At 70.3% G+C, this 19,771-nt stretch carries 13 protein-coding genes; 5 read left to right on the forward strand and 8 right to left on the reverse strand.

Annotated features, from left to right (window positions below; translation table 11 throughout):
• Window position 1: 1 nt before the first annotated feature.
• Window positions 2–5,560, forward strand: coding sequence for a DNA repair ATPase (locus MYMAC_RS17715; protein WP_095958921.1), 5,559 nt, complete (start codon window positions 2–4; stop codon window positions 5,558–5,560).
• 8 nt (window positions 5,561–5,568) lie between these two features.
• Here MYMAC_RS17715 and MYMAC_RS17720 read toward each other — a convergent pair whose 3' ends face one another.
• Together MYMAC_RS17720 and MYMAC_RS17725 are read right to left on the reverse strand one after the other, a co-directional pair.
• Window positions 5,569–6,258, reverse strand: a complete 690-nt coding sequence (locus MYMAC_RS17720; protein WP_013940167.1) for an expansin EXLX1 family cellulose-binding protein — start codon at window positions 6,256–6,258, stop codon at window positions 5,569–5,571.
• Window positions 6,259–6,350: 92 nt separating this feature from the next.
• Window positions 6,351–8,144: a vWA domain-containing protein gene (locus MYMAC_RS17725; RefSeq protein WP_095958922.1), complete on the reverse strand. Its 1,794-nt coding sequence runs from the start codon at window positions 8,142–8,144 to the stop codon at window positions 6,351–6,353.
• A gap of 144 nt (window positions 8,145–8,288) precedes the next feature.
• Here MYMAC_RS17725 and MYMAC_RS17730 point away from each other — a divergent pair, with 144 nt between their 5' ends.
• Window positions 8,289–8,777, forward strand: a complete 489-nt coding sequence (locus MYMAC_RS17730) for a VOC family protein (protein ID WP_095958923.1) — start codon at window positions 8,289–8,291, stop codon at window positions 8,775–8,777.
• 1 nt (window position 8,778) lies between these two features.
• On the opposite strand, the gene MYMAC_RS17735 is transcribed toward MYMAC_RS17730, so the two are convergent.
• From MYMAC_RS17735 to MYMAC_RS17755, 5 genes are all read right to left on the reverse strand, one after another.
• Entirely contained in the window at window positions 8,779–9,900 is a 1,122-nt protein-coding gene (locus MYMAC_RS17735; protein WP_095958924.1) for a heparan-alpha-glucosaminide N-acetyltransferase domain-containing protein, read from the reverse strand.
• 20 nt (window positions 9,901–9,920) lie between these two features.
• On the reverse strand, window positions 9,921–11,372 hold the full coding sequence (locus MYMAC_RS17740) for a metallophosphoesterase (RefSeq protein WP_095958925.1): 1,452 nt from the start codon (window positions 11,370–11,372) through the stop codon (window positions 9,921–9,923).
• 113 nt (window positions 11,373–11,485) lie between these two features.
• On the reverse strand, window positions 11,486–12,409 hold the full coding sequence (locus MYMAC_RS17745; RefSeq protein ID WP_095958926.1) for an SDR family oxidoreductase: 924 nt from the start codon (window positions 12,407–12,409) through the stop codon (window positions 11,486–11,488).
• 107 nt (window positions 12,410–12,516) lie between these two features.
• Window positions 12,517–13,101: a DUF3105 domain-containing protein gene (locus MYMAC_RS17750; protein WP_095958927.1), complete on the reverse strand. Its 585-nt coding sequence runs from the start codon at window positions 13,099–13,101 to the stop codon at window positions 12,517–12,519.
• Window positions 13,101–14,252, reverse strand: a complete 1,152-nt coding sequence (locus tag MYMAC_RS17755; protein ID WP_095958928.1) for a hypothetical protein — start codon at window positions 14,250–14,252, stop codon at window positions 13,101–13,103. The genes MYMAC_RS17750 and MYMAC_RS17755 overlap by 1 nt, the downstream gene beginning before the upstream one ends.
• 274 nt (window positions 14,253–14,526) lie before the next feature.
• Between MYMAC_RS17755 and MYMAC_RS17760 the strand changes: the two genes are divergently transcribed.
• From MYMAC_RS17760 to MYMAC_RS17770, 3 genes are all read left to right on the forward strand, one after another.
• Window positions 14,527–16,413 (forward strand): M2 family metallopeptidase, encoded by a 1,887-nt coding sequence (locus MYMAC_RS17760; protein WP_095958929.1) that lies wholly within the window; start codon window positions 14,527–14,529, stop codon window positions 16,411–16,413.
• A 115-nt stretch (window positions 16,414–16,528) separates the two neighbouring features.
• Window positions 16,529–16,732, forward strand: coding sequence for a cold-shock protein (locus tag MYMAC_RS17765; protein WP_011553608.1), 204 nt, complete (start codon window positions 16,529–16,531; stop codon window positions 16,730–16,732).
• Window positions 16,733–16,994: 262 nt separating this feature from the next.
• Window positions 16,995–18,977, forward strand: coding sequence for a hypothetical protein (locus MYMAC_RS17770; RefSeq protein WP_095958930.1), 1,983 nt, complete (start codon window positions 16,995–16,997; stop codon window positions 18,975–18,977).
• Here the strand turns inward: MYMAC_RS17770 and MYMAC_RS17775 are convergent, their stop codons facing one another.
• Window positions 18,978–19,682, reverse strand: coding sequence for an FKBP-type peptidyl-prolyl cis-trans isomerase (locus tag MYMAC_RS17775; RefSeq protein ID WP_239989587.1), 705 nt, complete (start codon window positions 19,680–19,682; stop codon window positions 18,978–18,980).
• Window positions 19,683–19,771: the final 89 nt, after the last annotated feature.

A 19,771-nucleotide genomic window follows, 5' to 3' on the forward strand; every position in this document is an offset into this window, starting at 1 on the left:
CATGGCAACTGACGGTGGCAAGGGCGCGGCGCCCGCGGGCGAGGCGGCGCTGGAAGGCGGCAGCTACGAGGTCATCCGCGCGCGGCTGCTGGCGCAGGCGGACGTCCTCGGCGGGAAGGCGACGGACCTCAACGGGCGGCGCAAGGCGCTGTTCGGCGGGACGGAGCTGTCCGTCATTGGCAACGAGCGGGTGCGCACCGAGAACAACTGCGTCCCGTGCGACATCGCCAGCGTCGGCAAGTACCTGCTCTTCGGCTACAACGTCTTCATCGGCTTGAAGCGCGAGACGTCGGTGTCCGACGTGTTCTCGCTGCACAAGTTCGAGAAGACGGCCGACGGCTTCGACTTCTCCACGGTGCCGGACACCGAGGCGGGCGGGTTCCTGGCGGACCCGCGCTTCGTGAAGGACTTCGGCGAGCTCTACAAGTACTACAAGGACGCCAAGCTCCTCCAGATTCGCAAGCTGGACTCGCGCCTGCTGGCCATCTTCCAGACGGGCCAGTCGCTGCGCGACATCAAGGTCTTCCGCTTCAGCCTGGATCTGGAGGGCCGCGCCACCTACCTGGACAACCAGGGCGAGCGTGACCACGTCTTCCCGCCGTCGCACGACTTCGAGTGGACGGTGGCCACGCGGGACAACTACGTCACCGGCCAGCACCCGCACGTCAACGTGCTGGACCAGGTGTTCGTGGAGACGGTGAAGGGCGACCTCACCGTCAAGGTGGAGGACAACACCTCCAGCGGCATGGGCATCTACAGCGAGCCCGTGGACGACCCGGACCAGTCGCTGGACGACGCCGAGTTCGCCTGGGCGCGGGTGGGCACCCTCATCCTCCTGCGGGTGCTGCCCTTCCGGGAGAAGGCGCACCGCTACCTCGTCTTCAACTCGCGCACGCAGCACGTGGTGCGCATCGACGCCATTGGCCAGGCGTGCGTGCGGCTGCCGGAGGACCAGGGCATCGTCTTCCCCGGCGGCTACTACCTCCAGACGGGGGACTTCAAGGTCTTCGACGGCGCCGCGGCGTCGGAGGGCATGGAGTTCAAGCGCGCCATCCGCTCGCCCAACGGCGAGGACGTGCTCTACATCTTCCACCGGCGCACGGACGGCTGCTACGTCCTGTTCCCGTACAACCTGGTGCGCAAGGAGGTGCAGAACCCCCTGGTGGCGCACGGCATGAGCCTGTTCTCCGACGGCCAGCTCGTCATCTTCCGCTCCACGTCGGACGAGCCCACGCGCGTCCACCCGATGCAGGTGTGGCAGACGCCGTTCGTCTCCGCGGAGCACGCGGCGGCCACGCCGCCGGCCCCCGGCTACCTGGGCAAGGTGGGCAACGCGGAGCTGGTGCGCGGCATCTCCGACGCGTTGACGATTCAGCGCGTCGCGAAGTCGGAGAAGCCCACCCGGCGCACCTACGAGGACCTGGTGGGCGCGGCCACCCGCGCGCTGGACGCGTACTACTGGCTGGGCCACGAGGAGACGGGGCTCCAGGAGCCCATCGAGACGCTGCGGCGCACCGCCGAGCTCATCATCGATGAGTTCGAGAAGGTGGTCGCGATGCAGAAGCGCGCCACCGAGGCATTGGCGGTCGCCGAGACGGAGCAGGAGACGCTGCTGCTCCGCGTCCAGCCGGAGAACCTCACCCACGCCGAAGCCTTCATGCAGGCGCTGGCGGACCTGCGCAAGCAGCGCGGGCACCTGATTACGCTGAAGGACATCCGCTACATGGACCTGGGGCGCGTGGACGTCCTGGAGACGGCGGTGGTGGAGGCGTCCGACCGGGTCAGCACGGCCTGCGTGGAGTTCCTCCAGACGGGCGAGGCCCTGGCGCCGCTGGCCCAGCGCCTGGACGAGCTGCTGGCGAAGCTGGAGCCGGTGCAGACGTCCGTGGAGCTGGCGCCCCTGGGCGAGGACATCGAGCGGACGGCCCATGGCCTGGAGGTCCTGGGCGAGGTCGTTGGCGGGCTCCAGGTGGGCGACCCGCTGGCCCGCGCCCGCATCCTGGAGGGCATCTCCGAGCTGTTCAGCCGCCTCAACCGCGTGCGCGCCAGCCTCGCGGCCAAGCGCAAGGAGCTGTCCGGCCGGGAGAAGCGCGCGGAGTTCGGCGCACAGTTCAAGCTGCTGGGGCAGAGCATCGAGAGCGCGCTGTCCCAGGCGGACAGCCCGGAGCGCTGCGACGAGGCGATGTCCCGCCTCACGGTGCAACTGGAGGAGCTGGAGGGCCGCTTCGGCGAGTTCGACGAGTTCCTGGAGCAGATCACCCAGAAGCGCGAGGAGCTGCTGGAGGCCTTCGGCGCGCGCAAGCAGTCGCTGTTGGACGAGCGGCAGCGCCGCGCGCAGAGCCTCTTCGGCGCCGCGGAGCGCATCCTCCAGGGCGTGCAGCGCCGGGCGAAGTCGTTCAAGACGGACGACGAGCTCAACGGCTACTTCGCCTCCGACGCGATGATCCTCAAGCTGCGTCAGCTCGCTGACCAGCTCATGGAGCTCCAGGACAGCGTCCGCGCGGACGAGGTGCTGTCGCGGGTGAAGTCCGCGAAGCAGGACGCCCTGCGCGCCCTGCGCGACCGGCAGGACCTGTTCGCGGACGGCGAGAACCTCATCAAGCTGGGGACGTACCGCTTCAACGTCAACACGCAGCCGCTGGACCTCACGCTGCTGCCGCGCGACGGCGAGCTGTACCTCCAGCTCACCGGCACGGACTACGCGCAGAAGGTGGATGACGCGGAGCTGCTGAAGTTCCGCGACCTCTGGGACCAGCACCTCGTCTCCGAGTCCCACACCGTCTACCGCTCCGAGTACCTGGCGGGCTGCCTCCTGGCGGACGCGGAGGACGGCAAGGCCGGGCAGTCCCTGGACGCGCTCCACGAGGCGCTGGTGGGCGGCGCGCTGCTGGAGAAGGTGCGCGCCTACGCGGCCGACCGCTTCGACGAGGGCTACGAGCGCGGCGTCCATGACGCGGACGCGGCCTCCATCCTGGAGAAGCTGCTGGGGCTGCACCAGGGCGCGGGGCTGTTGCGCTTCGCGCCGGTGCCTCGCGCCTGGGCGGCGCTGTACTGGGCCTTCGACACCGACGAGGCGGGCCGCGCCGTGTTCCAGCGGCGCGCGCGCAGCCTGGCCCGGCTGCGCTCGACCTTCGCCTCCGGCGGCAGCCTGGCCGAGGTGGGCGAGGCGTTGGGCGAGCGCATCGCCGCGTTCCTCACCGCGCAGGGCCTGGAGCACTCGCCGGCCGAGCCTCGGCAGGCGGGCCGCTACCTCGTCGAGGAGCTGGGCGCGGAGCACCCGCGCTTCACCACCAGCGGCGAGGCGGTGGCGCTGCGGGACGCGTTCCTCCAGGAGCTGGACCGTCACGGGACGCGCTCCGCGTTCGAGGACGACCTGCGGGGCCTGGAGAAGGACCTGGGCGCCCGGCTGGAGCTGGCCCGGGTGTGGCTGGACGGCTACCTCGCGCAGCGCGAGGGAGGCCCGGGTGAGTCCGTCCACGTGGCGCTGGAGGCGGCGGTGCTGCTGCTCACCGGCACCAAGCTGGACCGCGAGACGGCGGGCGCGCTGACGGCCACGGAGGTCTCCTCGCTGCTGGGCAACCACCCGCGCATCCAGGACCGGAAGCTGCCGCTGCGCCTGGATGAGTTCCTGGCCCGCCTGGGCGAGTTCCGGCAGGTGCGCGTGCCGCAGTACCAGGCCTACCGCGCGCTGCTGCGGGACCTGCTGGAGCGCGAGCGCCGCAAGCTGCGCCTGGAGGAGCTGACGCCGAAGGTGCTGTCCTCCTTCGTGCGCAACCGGCTCATCGACGAGGTGTACCTGCCGCTCATCGGCGCCAACCTGGCGAAGCAGCTCGGCGCGGCGGGCGAGGGCAAGCGCACCGACCGCATGGGCATGCTGCTGCTCATGTCGCCGCCGGGCTACGGCAAGACGACGCTGATGGAGTACGTCGCCAGCCGCCTGGGGCTCACCTTCGTGAAGGTGAACGGCCCGGCGCTGGGCCACTCCGTGAAGTCGTTGGATCCGGCCGAGGCGCCCAACGCCACGTCCCGGCAGGAGGTGGAGCGCATCAACCTGTCCTTCGAGATGGGCAACAACGTGATGCTCTACCTGGACGACATCCAGCACACGGACCCGGAGCTGCTCCAGAAGTTCATCTCCCTGTGCGACGGCCAGCGCCGCGTGGAGGGCGTGTGGAACGGCCGGACCCGCACCTACGACTTGCGCGGCAAGAAGTTCTGCGTGGTCATGGCCGGCAACCCGTACACGGAGACGGGCGAGCGCTTCCGCATCCCGGACATGCTCGCCAACCGCGCGGACACCTACAACCTGGGTGACATCCTCGACGGCAAGGAGCACCTGTTCGCGCTCAGCTACATCGAGAACGCGCTCACCTCGAACCCGGTGACGGCGCCGCTGGCCACGCGCGACCCCGCGGACACGCACCGCCTCATCCGCATGGCGCAGGGCGAGGAGGTCCAGTCGGGCGAGCTGAAGCACGGCTACGCGGCGGCGGAGCTCCAGGAGATCATCGCGGTGTTCCAGCGCATGTTCCGGGCCCAGTCGGTGCTGCTGAAGGTGAACCTGCAGTACATCGCCTCGGCGGCGCAGGACGAGCGCTTCCGCTCCGAGCCCGCGTTCAAGTTGCAGGGCAGCTACCGCAACATGAACAAGCTCACGGAGAAGATTGTCGCGGCCATGACGGACGACGAGCTGGAGCGGCTCATCGACGACCACTACCAGGGTGAGTCCCAGACGCTGACGACGGCGGCGGAGCAGAACCTGCTCAAGCTGGCGGAGATGCGCGGGCGCCTGACGCCGGAGAAGGCGAAGCGCTGGGAGGACATCAAGCAGGGCTTCGCGCGCGTGAAGCGCATGGGCGGCAAGGACGACGACCCCGTGGCGCGCGTCACCGGGCAGCTCAGCGGCATCGAGGAGCAGCTCGGCGCGGTGCGGGACGCGGTGGTGCAGGCGGCCAACCACGTCTCCGCCAGCCAGGTCCGTGACGAGCAGTCCGGCGCGGTGGTGGAGGTGCTGCCCCGCCTGGAGTCCCTGCGCGAGGCCGTGCTGGAGGTGGCGAGCGTGGGCCGCGAGTCCGTGAAGGTCGCGAAGGCCGTGCCGGCGCCCGTGGCGCCGGTGGCCGCGGGGCCGGACCTGACGCCGTACCTCAAGCACATGGCCCACCTGCTCAAGGCGCTGACGGAGCGGGTGGCGGCGCAGGCGGAGCGGCCCCCGGAGCCGCCGCCGGAGTCCGCGCCCACCGTGCGGATGGCGGCCTTGGCGCCTTCGCCCGACTTCGGCCCGTACATGGAGCAGCTCGCCCGCGCCATCACCGCGCTGGCGGAGCGGCCGGTGAATGTGTCCGCGAGCGTGCCCGCGGAGGCGCTCCAGCGCACCGCGCTCACGGGGCCTTCCCCCGCCGAGCTGAGCCGTCAAATCGAGCTGGTGGAGGGCGTGCTGCTCCCGCTGGAGCGCGCCTCGCGCCGCGCCATCCAGGGCGAGGGCGAGGGCGTGAAGTCGCTCCAGGTCTGGCAGCAGGTGACCGAGGCGCTGGAGCTGCTGCGCTCCATGCTGCGGCGCTGAGCCGCGCGCTAGCGGAACTGGGCAGCGCCCTCGACGCCGCGGTTGTCGAGGACGCTGTCCAGCGTGTCTTCCAGTTGCTGGCCGTCCACGGCGGTGACGCGCACGGAGAAGGGGCCGTCACCCATGCCGCTCGCGTTGACGAAGTAGTTGTAGCTCTCGCGCGGGACGTCCTGCCAGCCGCCGGTGCCGCGCCGCCACTCCAGCTTCTGGATGGGCAGGCGGTGGTTGCGCACCTGGATGGCGGTCCACCACGGGTTGCTGCCGTCCTTGAAGAAGTACTCGACGTTCCCCGCCACGTCGCAGGACACCGGCGTCCAGGTGATGTCGACCCGGCCCAGGTGCATGTCCGCGATGCGGGCGAAGGCCTGCCGGCTCAGGTCCAGGTGGCCGGACTCACACTCCGGGCAGCGGTCCACGATGCGCACGCGGACCGAGCCCTTGGGCCCGGTGATGTCCACGCACTGTCCACAGGCCGCGCTGTTGGCGTACTGGGGCGTGTTCATGGCAGCCACCATCAAGTCGCCGGTCGGCTCGTAGCTGCAGTTGCCGGAGCCGTCGGCGTCGTAGAAGGTGGCGATGCCCTGTTGCTCCTCGCCCAGCGGCGCGCCGCCGCCGGACGGGTCGTCACTGCAACCGCCACAGGCGAGGAACACCGTGGCGACAGGGAGGAGGAAGCGTCGGGACTTGCGAGCGTGCATGGCCCCTCAGCATACCCCCGGGAAACGGCCGCGGGGTGGAAGGGCCCTGGGCACCCTCCACCCCGACGTGTAGGCGGGCCTGGGCCCAGGTGTCAGCGGCCCTGGGCGGAGGCGCCCTTGAGGGCGCGGGCCTGGGCCACCAGCCGCACGAACTCCTCGCGGTCGGCGTCACCCTCGGTGGCGCCTTCGGCCAGCTTCTGGGCCGTGGCCAGGCTCCAGCCCTCCGCGGCGGGGCCGTCGCGGAGGACGTCCGCGGTGGCGGCCACGGCGACGGCGAAGCGGAAGTCCGGGGACGCCTGCGCCAGCGTGTCACGCACCATCGAGCGCTCGAAGGGGAAGGCGCGCTCGGAGGCCTCGGTGCCGTTGGGCGCCTTGGCGCGGACGCGGACGGTGGCCAGCGGCTCGGTGGCCTCGCCCGTCAGCTCCACCTCGTACACGGCGGTGACGTTGTGGCCAGCGCCAATCTCACCCGCGTCCACCTTGTCGTTGCGGAAGTCGTGGTCGGCGACGTCGCGGTTCTCATAGCCCACCAGCCGGTAGCGGCGGACGGACGCGGGGTTGAACTCCACCTGGAACTTCACGTCCTTGGCGATGACCTCCAGCGTGCCGGTGAGCTGCGTCTCGAAGACCTTCTTCGCCTCGCGGAGGCTGTCCACGTAGAAGCAGTTGCCGTTGCCCTTGTCCGCCAGCTTCTCCATGAGGTCATCGCGGTAGTTGCCCATGCCGAAGCCCACGGTGGTGAGGGTGACGCCCTCGGCCGTGTACTTGTGGATGCTGTTGAGCATGGCGTCGGCGCTCACGTTCCGGCCGATGTTGGCGTCACCGTCGGTGAGGACGACGACGCGGGACACCACGCTGCCGGAGGCCTTCTTCACGGCGTGGCGGTAGGCCATCTCCATGCCGGAGCCCATCGCCGTGCCGCCGCCCGCGCTGAGCGAGTCGAGCGCGGCGTGGATGTGCTTCACGTCGGTGGCGGGCGTGGGCGGCAGCACGTCCCGGGTGCTGCCCGCGTAGGTGACGAGGGCGACGGTGTCGTTCTCATTGAGGTTCTTGATGGCGACCTTGATGGCCTGCACGGCGAGGGGCAGCTTGTCCTCCGAGTACATGGAGCCGCTGGTGTCCACGAGGAACACCAGGTGCGCGGGCTTGCGCTGCGAGCGCGAGACGACCTTGCCCTGCACGCCCACGCGCAGGAAGTGGCGCCTGGCGTCGAAGGGAGACGGCGCGCCCTCGAGCTGCACGGCGAAGGCGCCCGTCTCCGGCGGCGCGTAGCGGAACTTGAAGTAGTTGACGAACTCCTCCACGCGGACGGCGGACGGCGGCGGGAGCTGGCCGTTGACCAGGTAGCGGCGCGACACCGTGTACGACGCGGTGTCCACGTCCGCGGCGAAGGTGGAGAGCGGGTCCTTGGCCGTCTCGATGAAGGCGTTGGCCTTCCAGGCCTCGAAGGTGTTGCCGCCCGTGGCCGCGCTGGCGTCCCGGGGGTGCTCGGCGTCGCGCGGCGCGCCCTCCATGGCGTCGGCGGCGGGCTTCGCTTCGCGGCGATGCAGCAGCTCCGCCACCTTGGCCTGGGAGCGCTTCCTGGCGGCCTGCGGCGCTGGAGCGTGCGCCACGGGCCCGGCGAGGGAAGGCTCGGCGACGGCGGGCGGCGGAGCACCGGCGGGAGCCGCGGCGCCCACCGAGGACGCCATGGCGGCCTGGTCATCGCTGTCCGTCTCGTACTCCGGAGCGGGCGCGCCGTGCGCCTTCCGCGCCTGGGGACGCAGCAGCTCGGCGGGGCGCTCGTCGGCGGCCGGGGTCCGGCTGTGGCAACCCGGCAGGGTGCTGACGACAAGAAGGGCGCTGCCCCAGACGGTCAGTTGACGCTTCAGCGAGAAGGGGGACATCAGGGCTCCAAGGTCGGTGATTGGGTCGCCCACCGAAAACGCATGGCCCGAGAAAATGGGTCTAGCGCCGGATGGATTTTCCGGAGGACACCCGGGGTTTGGCGTCCTTGTCTGGAGCACCTCCGTCTGACAGGGTGCCGCGCCATGCAGACCACCAGGCCATTTCGAATTCTGGGCATCCAGCAGGTCGCCATTGGAGGCGCGGACAAGGCGCCGCTCCGCAAGCTCTGGGTCGACCTGCTGGGCTTGACGCCACACGGCACCTACCGCAGCGAGCGGGAGAATGTGGACGAGGACATCGTCACCGCGGGCGCGGGGCCCTTCAAGGTGGAGGTGGACCTGATGCAGCCCGTGGACCCGGAGAAGAAGCCCCGCGTCCACGAGACGCCGCTCAACCACGTGGGCCTCTGGGTGGATGACCTGCCGGTGGCCGTGCGGTGGCTGGAGTCCCAGGGCCTGCGCTTCGCGCCCGGTGGCATCCGCAAGGGCGCCGCGGGCCACGACATCTGCTTCATCCACCCCAAGGGCAGCGAGCGGTTCCCCTTCGGCGGAGAGGGCGTGCTCATCGAGCTGGTCCAGGCGCCGAGGGAGGTCATCGCCGCCTTCGACACGCTGTCAGCCGCCGGCCACTGAGTCAGCGCCCGGCGGGGGCGTGCTGGCCCTGCCGGCGCAGCCGCTCCAGGAGGCTCCGGAGCGCGGGCCGCACCACGCGCTCCAGCCGGTCCGTGGCGACGCACAGCACGAAGGTGAGGCCGATGACGACGGCCGTCAGCACCCAGTACTGGAGCCAGCCGCTGCGGTCTCCCCAGAAAAGCTGGAAGGAGAAGACGCCGCCCAGCCGGTAGAACAGCAGCATCTCGTGGAAGAAGTACGCGGACAGCGACGAGGTGCCGAACACCTCCACGAAGCGCCGCAGCCGGGACGGCGCCGCGCCCGCGGGCACCCGGGCCTCCAGCCACGTCAGCACCAGGAGCACCGTGCTGACCCACCCGAAGCGCGCCGCCGCGTTGGACGGGTTGGCGACGAAGAAGCGGTGGGGCGGGTAGAGGCCATAGAGGAAGTCACCCAGCACCGCGCCCGTGAAGCCCAGGACCATCAGCACCCGCAGTGCCTTGATGAGGCCGGCGCGGCCCCAGACGCCCGCCACCGTCCCCGTGGAGACGCCCAGCCACGCGTAGCCCAGCCAGGGCAGCAGCGGGAAGGGCGCGAAGGAGGACTTCTCCGTCAGCGTGGCCCAGGGGCCGTCCACGTGCTCGCCCAGCGGTGACACGGCGAAGGTGAGCAGGGCCAGCACGAAGGCGCCGGTGCTCAGCACCTTGGGGCGCGCGGCGAGCAGCGCGGCCACCGGCAGGACGATGAGCAGGCACAGGCCCACGCACTGGAGGATGTCCATGCGGAAGAGCCACTGGGGCTCGCGCAGCAGGGGGAACCAGGCCCAGTTGACCAGGGTGGCCACGGCGAGCACCTCGCCGGCGCGGCGGAGGTTGCGGTGGACGCGCTCGCGGAGCATGCCGCCAGCGGCGCTGCGGACCATCATCAGCGCGGTGGCGAAGCCGGCGGAGAAGATGAACGCGGGGGCCACCAGCCCGTCGACGCGCAGCAGGCGCGCCACCCAGTCGCTCTGCCGCAGCTCGGGCGTCAGCAGGGCCAGGGTGTGCGTCTGGACCATGAACAGCACCGCGATGCCCCGGAGCCAGTCGATGGCTCGGATGCGATCACGGGAGACGAGGGCAGGGGAGGCGGGCGTGGACGTCACAGCCCGCCTACCCTAGAGCATCAGCGGACCCAGCTCACGTTACTGATGGTGAATTTGGAGCCGTCCTGCTTCTCCGCGTTCGTCATGGGCGAGTAGACGCGCGTGGAGAAGGTGTTGGCCGCCGTGTCCACCTCCACCAGCCGCGTCAGGTTCGACGTGTTCTCGTGATAGGCCGTCAGGAGCTGATGGATGGTGTTGCCGTGGACGCCGGTGCTGGCCCGGTACGCGGCGTTGCCCGTGTGGCCGGAGAAGACGAACCGCACGTTGGCGTACTGCTTGATGAGCTGGTCGAACACGTACTGCGGGCTGTTGTTGCCGTAGCCGCCGTTGCGCTGCTCGATGGCGCCGCTGCCGTTCAGGTGGGAGTGGGTGTTGATGATGACGTTGTGCCGCGGATGCTGCGCCAGCACCGTCTTCGCCCAGTCGACGGCGCCGGTGCGCGCCCACAGCTCCAGGTTGAGCACCAGCCAGTCCAGCCCGCCCGCGGAGAACGTGTGGTAGGCGTTGTCGCTCTTCCCCGCCTCGTAGACGCCTGCCAGCGCGGTGAAGCGCGTGAGCGGGAAGTGCGCGTTGAAGGTGGAGGTGTCGCGCAGGTTGGCGTTGACGTTGCCGGGGCAGGCGCTGCCGCCGGGGCAGACGGCCGCCGTGTCGTGGTTTCCAATGGCGTAGACGTAGGGGATGTCCGCGGCGTCCAGAAGCTCCGTGGCCTCGCTGGCGCGCACGTACTGGATGTGATCCGCCGTGTCCCAGTTCACCACGTCGCCCGTGTGCAGCACGAAGCGCAGGTCGAGCGAGCTCCGGTTGTCCACCAGCCACTGGAGCCGGTGGACGAGCCGCGTGGGCGGCGACGTGAGGACCTCGTTCTGCGTGTCGGGGATGACGGCGAAGGTGAACTTCGTGTCGACCGGAGGCGCGGACTCCGGCGCGGTGTAGAACTTGATGCCCTGGTCGACCCAGCCCGAGGCGGCCAGCGCGTCGCGTTGGGCCTCGGTGATGGCGAAGCGGTGCTTGCGGAGCGTCGTGTTGGAGAAGCGGTACACGGGAACGAGGCACCGCGCCGCCGTCTTCGACGCGTAGAAGCCGACGTTCTCGTTCGTCGTGTAGCCCCCGTTCTGCATGAGGTCGTTCCGCTCGGCCTCATCAATGGTCCAGAAGTGCTCCCCGCGGCTGGGGCTGTAGATGCGGTAGACGGGGGACAGCCCCGTCCCGGTGGAGGCCGCGGCGCGGAAGGCCACGCCCCGGTCCTCCGTGAAGCCCCACGTCGTCGCCGCGTTGGCGGCCTCGTTCGCGTTGAGCGTGTAGAGGCTGTCTCCGTTGGCCGGCTTGATGCGGTGATAGACGGGCCGGTTCAGCGTGGCGCAGTCCAGCGCGGACGCGGTGGTGGCGACCTCGGGCTTGGACGCTCCGGGGTCGCCGCACGCCGCCAGCCAGCTCAGCAGCGCGACGGGGACCGCGACTCTCAGGTGTCTCAAAGGTGTCTCCTCGCAAGGGGGTGTGGCGCGGCCATCAAGGCCGCAAAACGAGCATTGCGAGAAAATTCATAACACCTGCGTCGCGGTCCCGGAAGACCCACCCCTTGGAGTGTCTAGCGGTAGCCAGTGGCGTCCGCGGGCTTGCCGGCGTCCTGGACCTCGGGGACGTAGCGCCAGGCATCGGGCTGGCTGCCGTCCAGGTCGGTGAAGCCGTACACGCGGGCGAGCTGGCCGCTGGAGAGCGACTGCCCGTTCCAGCGCGCGCGGTCAGCGTCGGCGGCCAGCGCGGACACGGCGCGGCCGACGTAGGCCGGCGACTCCGAGATGACGAAGTGGGGCTCCTTCACCGTCGCGTCGCGCCAGTTCGCCTCGGTGACGCCGAAGTGCTCCAGCATGCCTTCGGAGCGCATCCAGCCCGGCGTGAGCGCGATGGCGGTGCCGCCATGGGGTTTCAACTCCTGGGCCTGGCTCCAGGCCAGCCGGAGGACGGAGGCCTTTGCGAGGTCATAGAACGTGGAGATGCGGTACTTCGTCGCGTTGTATTCGGCGGTGCCGTCGGTGACCTCGACGACGAGCCCGCCCGGGCGGCGGATGAGCAGGGGCAGGGCGAAGTGGCTGGTGATGAGGTGCGTGTCCACGCCCAGCCGGAGCAGCCGCAAGCCCTTGTCGAGCGAATGCTCCCAGACGCTCTTGTTCCACTCGAAGATGTGCTCGCCGCCCCAGATGTCGTTCACGAGCACGTCGAGCCGTCCCTGCTCCCGGTCGATGCGCTCCACCAACGACTGGACCTGCCCCGGCACCAGGTGGTCCGTCTGCACGGGGATGCCGAGTCCACCCGCCGCCGTCACCAGCTCCGCGGTCTCCTCGATGGTCTCCGGTCGGTTCTGCTCGGAGCGCTGCGCTCGCGTCGTCCGGCCCGTGACATAGACGGTGGCGCCCGCCGCGCCGAGCTGCACCGCGATGCCCCGGCCCGCCCCACGCGTGCCGCCCGCGACCAGCGCCACGCGCCCCTTCAACGAATCCTTCATGTCCCGCATGCCTGCCTCCTGGGTGGATGTCTGTGTCCGAACCACGCGGAGAGCCTACGGAGGTTTGTTGACACCTCCTGTCATGATTGGGCGAGCCGCCCGCCGCGAGCGGCTCCCTACCGGCGTGACGGCGCGTGGAACTCAGGGGGCGCGGGGCAGGTGAGCCGAGGCTCCGGCGCGTCGACGTCCTGGAGCCGCATCAGGCAGCGAAGGGCCTCGGGGTCCGCGGCGTCGGCCAGGTACGTCCGGCGCCACAGCATCGCGGCCACTCGCCGGGGGAGCGTGGGATCCGGCGCCACCAGGGCCCTGCGGACGGCATTGCCTCCCTTGGGCGCGGTCGCCGCCGCGGCTTCGAGCTTCGCCACTTCGTCCGGACATCCCTCCGGGCAGTTGTAGAGGAACACCGCGTGCCCGTGCTCCAGGTTGTGGATGTAGAGGCAGGGCGCCACGGGCTCGGAGAAGCTCCCGCACGCGGACACGTTGCCGCAGTGGAGGCCGGAGTTGGGCGGACGCTCTCCGTTGCCACAACCCTCGCTCGAACAGGTGTCGAGGTGGTGGGAGGGGCTCGGCGCCGACAGGGGGAAGCTGAAGCGCTCACAGGCGTCGGCATCGTCGGAGGCGGTGTCGCCGCAGCCGGTGAGGGCGATGGCCGTGAGGAGGGGAAGGAGCGGGCGGGGCATCACGGCCACGTCATACCGCATCAGCCGGGGAACGCGCCCCGCCGCTCGACGTCGATGTCCCGCAGCCCCTTGAAGCCCAGGCCGGCGGCGAAGCGGAGGAAGTCCTCTCGGGACAGGCTGCCTCCTGTCGGGTGCACCGGGAGCGCCCCGAGGCCCATCGGCATCCGGCTGCGCACCGCGAAGTCCACGCGGCCCGGGAGGTAGCCCGCGTTCGCGGCGATGATGATGTGCTCGGGGAGCCGCTGGGCCCAGCGCACCGCGACCTGCGGATGGACCTGGGCCTCCGAGCTGAACAGCAGCAGCGCCACGGGACTGGCGATGCGCGGTGGCGTCTTCGAGCACCGCAGCACCTCGCGCTGCACCTCCAGCCGGCAGTCATGCAGCGTGTCGACACCTGGGACGTTGCCCCGGGTGATGTCGGTGGCGCTGCCCGCGCGGAGGAGGACCCCCAGCGCGAGCGGCGCGGCGAACCGGGAGGACTTCCGGGCCGCGTTCAGCAGGGACACGGCCTCCGTCACGGCGGTGCGCCCGGCGCGGCGGAGCGCGTCCTTGAGGAAGGGAATGGGCGCATCCGCGCCCTGGTCCGCCACGGTCCCCAGGACGGCCAGCCATTCCAAGGGGCCCGGCACGACACAGGGCGACACGAGCGCGAACGTGAGCACGCTGCAACTGACCGGGGGCTCCAGCCCCTGGGCGGAGAGCACCTTCGTGCTCGCGTTCCCTGGTGAATCCACCTGAGGGGCCACGACAAGCGTGGGAACACCCGGCGGCGCTCCCGAGACGTCCAGGGCCGCCGACGACGACAGGCCCACGTCAGCGCCAGCACGCCACCGGCCTCCGGGTGCCCCGGCCGTGGACTCCAGCGCCGGAGCGGAGGACTCCTGAGACGCGGCGGGCCTCGGGCCCCGCTCGAGCACCACGAACGCATCGGGAGGGGCCGCGCGGAGGCGCTCCTGAAAGGCGGGCGAGAAGGCGTGCTCGCCCTTGCCTGGCACTCGCGCCGTCACCTGGGCTCCCAGTGCCTGGAGCGCGCGGAGCATCAGCGCCCCGGCGGCGAGCCCGTCCACGCTGGGATGGGGGGCCACCACCACGCGCCGGTCCTTCAGCTCCGTCAGGAAGTCGCGAGCCTCCGTCAGCGCCGCTTCGGACGCGGGCCATCGCGGGTCCTTCATGTGTCCAAGCAACATGGGGTGAAGGTTTAACGCCACGGGGCGACACGGGAGGCCGGGTGTGCCACGCCCGCACGGTACCCGGCCGGGCGGATCCGGAGCCGAACCGGAAGAAGGGCGGCAGGTGAGGCGCGGGAGCCGTCACCGCTCCACGCGCCCACGGTGTCGCGCCGCGTCGGCGGAGTGCGGCCTGCGTGACATCGGAGAACCCACGAGGGCAGGCGTCCGCCCAGTTTCGGGGTGTCATCGGGCGCGGGTTCTTCTACGGTCCGCGGTCATGAACCGGAAACGTCCCCTGAACTCCCTGCTGCGTGCGGCCGCGGCCATGGCGCTGCCCGCCTTCCTGGGGTGTGCCCAGGATTCGCAAGTGACGCGTGAGGCGCCTGCCCCCGCCGAGTCCTCCACCCCCACCGCCCCCACCGCGTCGCAGCCCACGCCGGAAGAGGCGAAGGCCTTCGCGGAGAAGGTCAACGCGGACCTGAAGCGCCTGTGGACGAAGCAGGCCACCGCGGAGTGGATCAAGTCCACGTACATCACCGACGACACCGAGCAGAACGCCGCCTTCGTCAACGAAGAGGTGCTGGCCTACGTCAACGGCGCCATCAAGGAAGCGCGCCGCTTCGACGGCCTGACGCTGGACGCGGACACCGCGCGCATGCTGCACCTGCTCAAGGTGTCCCAGGCGCTGCCGGCGCCGTCGGACGCGCAGAAGCGGGCCGAGCTGGCCGCCACGGCGGCGAAGCTGGAAGGCCTCTACGGCAAGGGCAAGTACTGCGGGCCGGACGGGAAGGGGAAGTGCCGCGACCTGGAGGTGCTGTCCGACGTCATCGCGGAGAGCCGCGACTACGACGAGCTGCTGGACGCGTGGCAGGGCTGGCACTCCGTGGCCCGCCCCATGCGGCCGCTGTACGAGCGCCTGGTGTCCATCTCCAACGAGGGCGCCAAGGACATCGGCTTCAACGACCTGGGCACGCTCTGGCGCTCCGCGTACGACATGTCCCCGGCCGAGTTCGAGGTCGAGGCCCAGCGCCTGTGGGGCCAGGTGAAGCCGCTCTACGACGACGTGCACTGCTACGTGCGCGGCCGGCTGGCGAAGCAGTACGGCGCCGACAAGGTGCCTGAAGGCAAGCCCATCCCCGCGCACCTGCTGGGCAACATGTGGGCGCAGGAGTGGAACAACATCTACCCGCTGGTGGAGCCCTTCCCCGGGCAGGCCAACCTGGACGTGGACGCGGCGCTGAAGCAGCAGAAGTATGACGCGATGCGCATGGTGAAGCTGGGTGAGAAGTTCTTCACCTCGCTGGGCCTCAAGCCGCTGCCTCGGACCTTCTTCGAGCGCTCGCAGTTCACCAAGCCGGAAGGCCGCGACGTCGTCTGCCACGCCAGCGCCTGGGACGTGAACTACAGCAACGATTTGCGCATCAAGATGTGCATCAAGCCCACGGAGGAGGACCTCGTCACCATCCACCACGAGCTGGGCCACAACTACTACTACACGTACTACTACCAGCTCCCGGTGCTCTTCCAGGCCGGCGCGAACGACGGCTTCCACGAGGCCATTGGTGACGCGCTGACGCTGTCCATCACCCCCGGCTACCTCCAGCAGGCGGGGCTGTTGAAGTCCGTTCCCAAGAACGAGAAGAACCTCATCAACCTCCAGATGAAGGACGCCCTGGAGAAGATCGCCTTCCTGCCCTTCGGTCTGCTCGTGGACCAGTGGCGTTGGGAGGTGTTCTCCGGCCGCGTGCAGCCGGCGGACTACAACAAGTCCTGGTGGGCGCTGCGGGAGAAGTACCAGGGCGTGGCCGCGCCGGTGGCCCGCTCCGAGCAGGACTTCGACCCGGGGGCGAAGTACCACGTACCCGCAAACGTTCCGTATACGCGTTATTTCCTGGCGCGAATCCTCCAGTTCCAGTTCCACAAGGCGCTCTGCGAGGCGTCCGGCCACACGGGCCCTCTCCACGAGTGCTCCATCTACGGGAACAAGGAGGCCGGCAAGCGGCTCCAGGCCATGCTGGAGCTGGGCGCCAGCAAGCCCTGGCCCGACGCGCTCCAGGCCATGACGGGCACCCGGCAGATGGACGCCACGCCGCTGCTTGACTACTTCAGCCCGCTGCGCACCTGGCTCCAGGCTCAGAACAAGGGCCAGAAGTGTGGTTGGTAACGGTCTGGAGTAGACGCGCCGGACGGCCACGCTTAAATTGCGGCCGTCTAGGCGGGTTCGCTCGTAGGACCGGACGGCGGATATTCGCGTCCGTGACGAAAGAAGAAGAGAGCAAATGGCTACTGGTACCGTGAAGTGGTTCAACGATGCGAAGGGTTTCGGCTTCCTCACGCAGGACGGTGGTGGTGAGGACGTGTTCTGCCACCACACCGCCATCAACATGGATGGCTTCCGCACCCTGCAGGAGGGCCAGAAGGTGGAGTTCGAAGTGACCCGCGGCCCCAAGGGCCTGCAGGCGCAGAACGTCCGCGCGGCCTGAGCCGAGCGTCGTTCGAACTGCTTCTGTTGCATCATGAGGGTCCGGCCCCACGGGGTCGGGCCCTTCGTGCTTTCTGGAGTGCTCCGCCGTGCATTCGTCGACGAAGTTCCGCCGTGTCCGCGCCTGCCTGTTGCCTGTCCTCGCCGTGCTGGGTTGCTCCACCACGCCCACCGGGCCGTCGGGCCCGGGCTCGGCCGCAGCCCCTGATACGTCCGCCGTGGCAACGCCTGCCGCCAACGTCCCGGAGAAGGAGCCCGCCGCCATGCCGTCCACGTTCGACGCCGAGGCGCTGAAGGCGGAGCTCGTGGCGAAGCACGGCGAGGCGCAGCGGGCCCGCATCGAGCGGGGTGTGGACCAGGTGGCGGCGATGTGGCGGCCGGAGGACGGTGACCTCGCGGCCTTCGCGCGGGAGCAGTTCCTGGCGGAGCCGAAGGCGCTCGACGCGACGTTCCAGCGGCTGGAGCGGCTGTTCGAGCAGCTCGACGGGCATCTGTACGAAATCGGACGCGAGCTCCAGTGGTACACGGACTTGGACCTGGGGCCCTTGCTGCCGGTGGAGCCGCTCCTGGCGGCGTACGACCCGTTCGCCCACGTCACGACAGACCTGTTCACCTCGCGCGTGGGCTTCGTGGTGCTGCTCAACTTCCCGCTCACCACGCTGGCGGAGCGGGTGGAGCAGGGGCCGTCCTGGACGCGGCGGCAGTGGGCCGAGACGCGGCTGGCCGGGCGCTTCAGCCAGCGCGTCCCCGCGGAGGTGCAGCAGGCGTCCTCGCGCGCCATCGCCGCGGCCAACCTGTACATCGCCGAGTACAACCTCTGGATGCATCACCTGGTGGATGCCCAGGGGCGGCGGCCCTTCCCCAAGGGGCTGCGCCTCATCAGCCACTGGAACCTGCGTGACGAGCTGAAGGGCGACTACGCGGACGCGGCGACCGGCCCGCTGAAGCAGCGGATGATCGTCCAGGTGATGGAGCGCATTGTCACCCAGACGATTCCCAAGGCCGTCATCGACAACCCGCGGCTGGACTGGGACCCCTTCACCAACACCGTCACCGCGGCGCCTCCGGAGACGGTGGAGGCGGACGCGCCCGAGCGCACGTCGAAGCCGGACGCGTCACCGGAGCCGGACACGCGCTATGCGCACCTGCTGGCCACCTTCCAGACGGCGCGGCGGGCGGACCCCTACGTGCCGGTGGCGCCCACGCGCATCGCGCGGAGCTTCGAGCTGGGCCGCGAGCTGCCGGAGGCGCGCGTCCGCGCGCTGCTGACGCAGGTGCTGGAGTCGCCGCTGGTGCCGCGCGTGGCGAAGGAGATTGAGGCGCGCCTGGGCCGGAAGCTGGAGCCGCAGGACCTGTGGTATCCGGGCTTCAACCCGGGCGGCAAGCGGCCGGAGTCGGAGCTGGATGCGCTGACGCGCGAGCGCTACCCCACGGCGGAGGCCTTCGCCAAGGACCTGCCGCGCATCCTCCAGGGCATGGGCTTCACGAAGGAGAAGGCCGTGTGGCTGGCGGAGCGCATCCGCGTGGACGCGTCCCGCGGGGCGGGGCACGCGATGCCAGCGCTGCGGCGCGGCGACTTCCCCCGGCTGCGCACGCGCGTGGAGAAGGGGGGCATGGACTACAAGGGCTACAACATCGCGGTGCACGAGCTGGGGCACAACGTGGAGCAGGTGTTCAGCCTCTACGGCGTGGACCACACGCTGCTCGCGGGGGTGCCCAACAACGCCTTCACGGAGGCGCTGGCCTTCGTGTTCCAGGCGCGTGATTTGGAGCTGCTCGGGCTGGGCAAGCCGGACGCGGCCAGTGAGCGGGAGCGCGTGCTCGGCGAGCTGTGGCAGACGTGGGAGCGCGCGGGCATCGCGCTGGTGGACATGGCGGTGTGGCACTGGATGTACGCGCACCCGGACGCCACGCCCGCGCAGCTTCGCGAGGCGGTGGTGGGCCTCTCCCGCGACGTGTGGAACCAGTACTTCGCGCCCGTGCTGGGCGGGGAGGGGAGCACGCTGCTGGCCGTCTACAGCCACATGATCAGCTACCCGCTCTACCTGCCGGACTACCCGCTGGGGCACCTCATCGCGTTCCAGATTGAGGAGCACCTGAAGCGCAAGGGGCCGCTGGGCGCGGAGTTCGAGCGCATGGCCACCTACGGCTCGGTGACGCCCGACCAGTGGATGATTCATGCGACCGGGGCCCCGGTGAGCGCGGAGCCCCTGCTCCGCGCCGCCGAGGCCGCCCTGCGCCACTGACTACGGCTGCCGGGACGTGTCGCCGGGGATGTCGATGAGCTCGACGTCGAAGATGAGGACGGCGTTGGGCGGGATGCGCGAGCCGGAGGGCGGGCGCTCGCCGTAGGCGGTGTTGCCAGGGCAGGTGAGCTTCGCCTTGCCGCCCACCTTCATCTTCGACACGCCCTGCGTCCAGCAGGGGATGACGCCGTTGAGCGGGAACTCCACGGGGATGCCGCGACGGGCGGAGGTGTCGAAGACGGTGCCGTCCACGAGCCGGCCCTCGTAGTGGACCTTGACGGTGTCGACGGCGCGCGGGCTGCGGCCGCTTCCGGCCTTGACCTGCTTGTAGACGACGCCGGAGGGGAGCACTTCCGCGCCGGGCTCCTTCCCGGCGCGCTCCAGCGCGGCCTTGCCCGCCTGCGCCTGCCGGCTCTTGGCGAAGGCCTGGATGCGCTGCGCCTGCTCCTTCGGGTCGATGTCGGACGTCTTCCCCTCGAGGCCATCCGCCAGGCCCTGCTGGAGGACCTTCAGCTCCTCGGGTGACAGCGAGAAGAGGGACAGGTCGCGGCCAATGGAGAGACCGAGCGTGTAGAGCGTCTCCCGGTCCCCTTCGGAAAGCGCGGCGGGGGCGGCGGCGGGTTGCTTCGCCGACTTCGAGTCCTGCGCCTGAGCCCCCGTCGCGCCGAGCGCGAACACCAGGGCCGCCGTCCACATCGTTCGCATGCATCCACCTTTCATGAAAGCCGGCGCACTATAGAGCGTGCGCGCGCGCTCGGTAGACACAAGCCCGCGCGAAGAATTCAGCGGGGAAG

Source organism: Corallococcus macrosporus DSM 14697 (assembly GCF_002305895.1).
GTDB classification, from domain to species: Bacteria; Myxococcota; Myxococcia; order Myxococcales; family Myxococcaceae; genus Myxococcus; species Myxococcus macrosporus.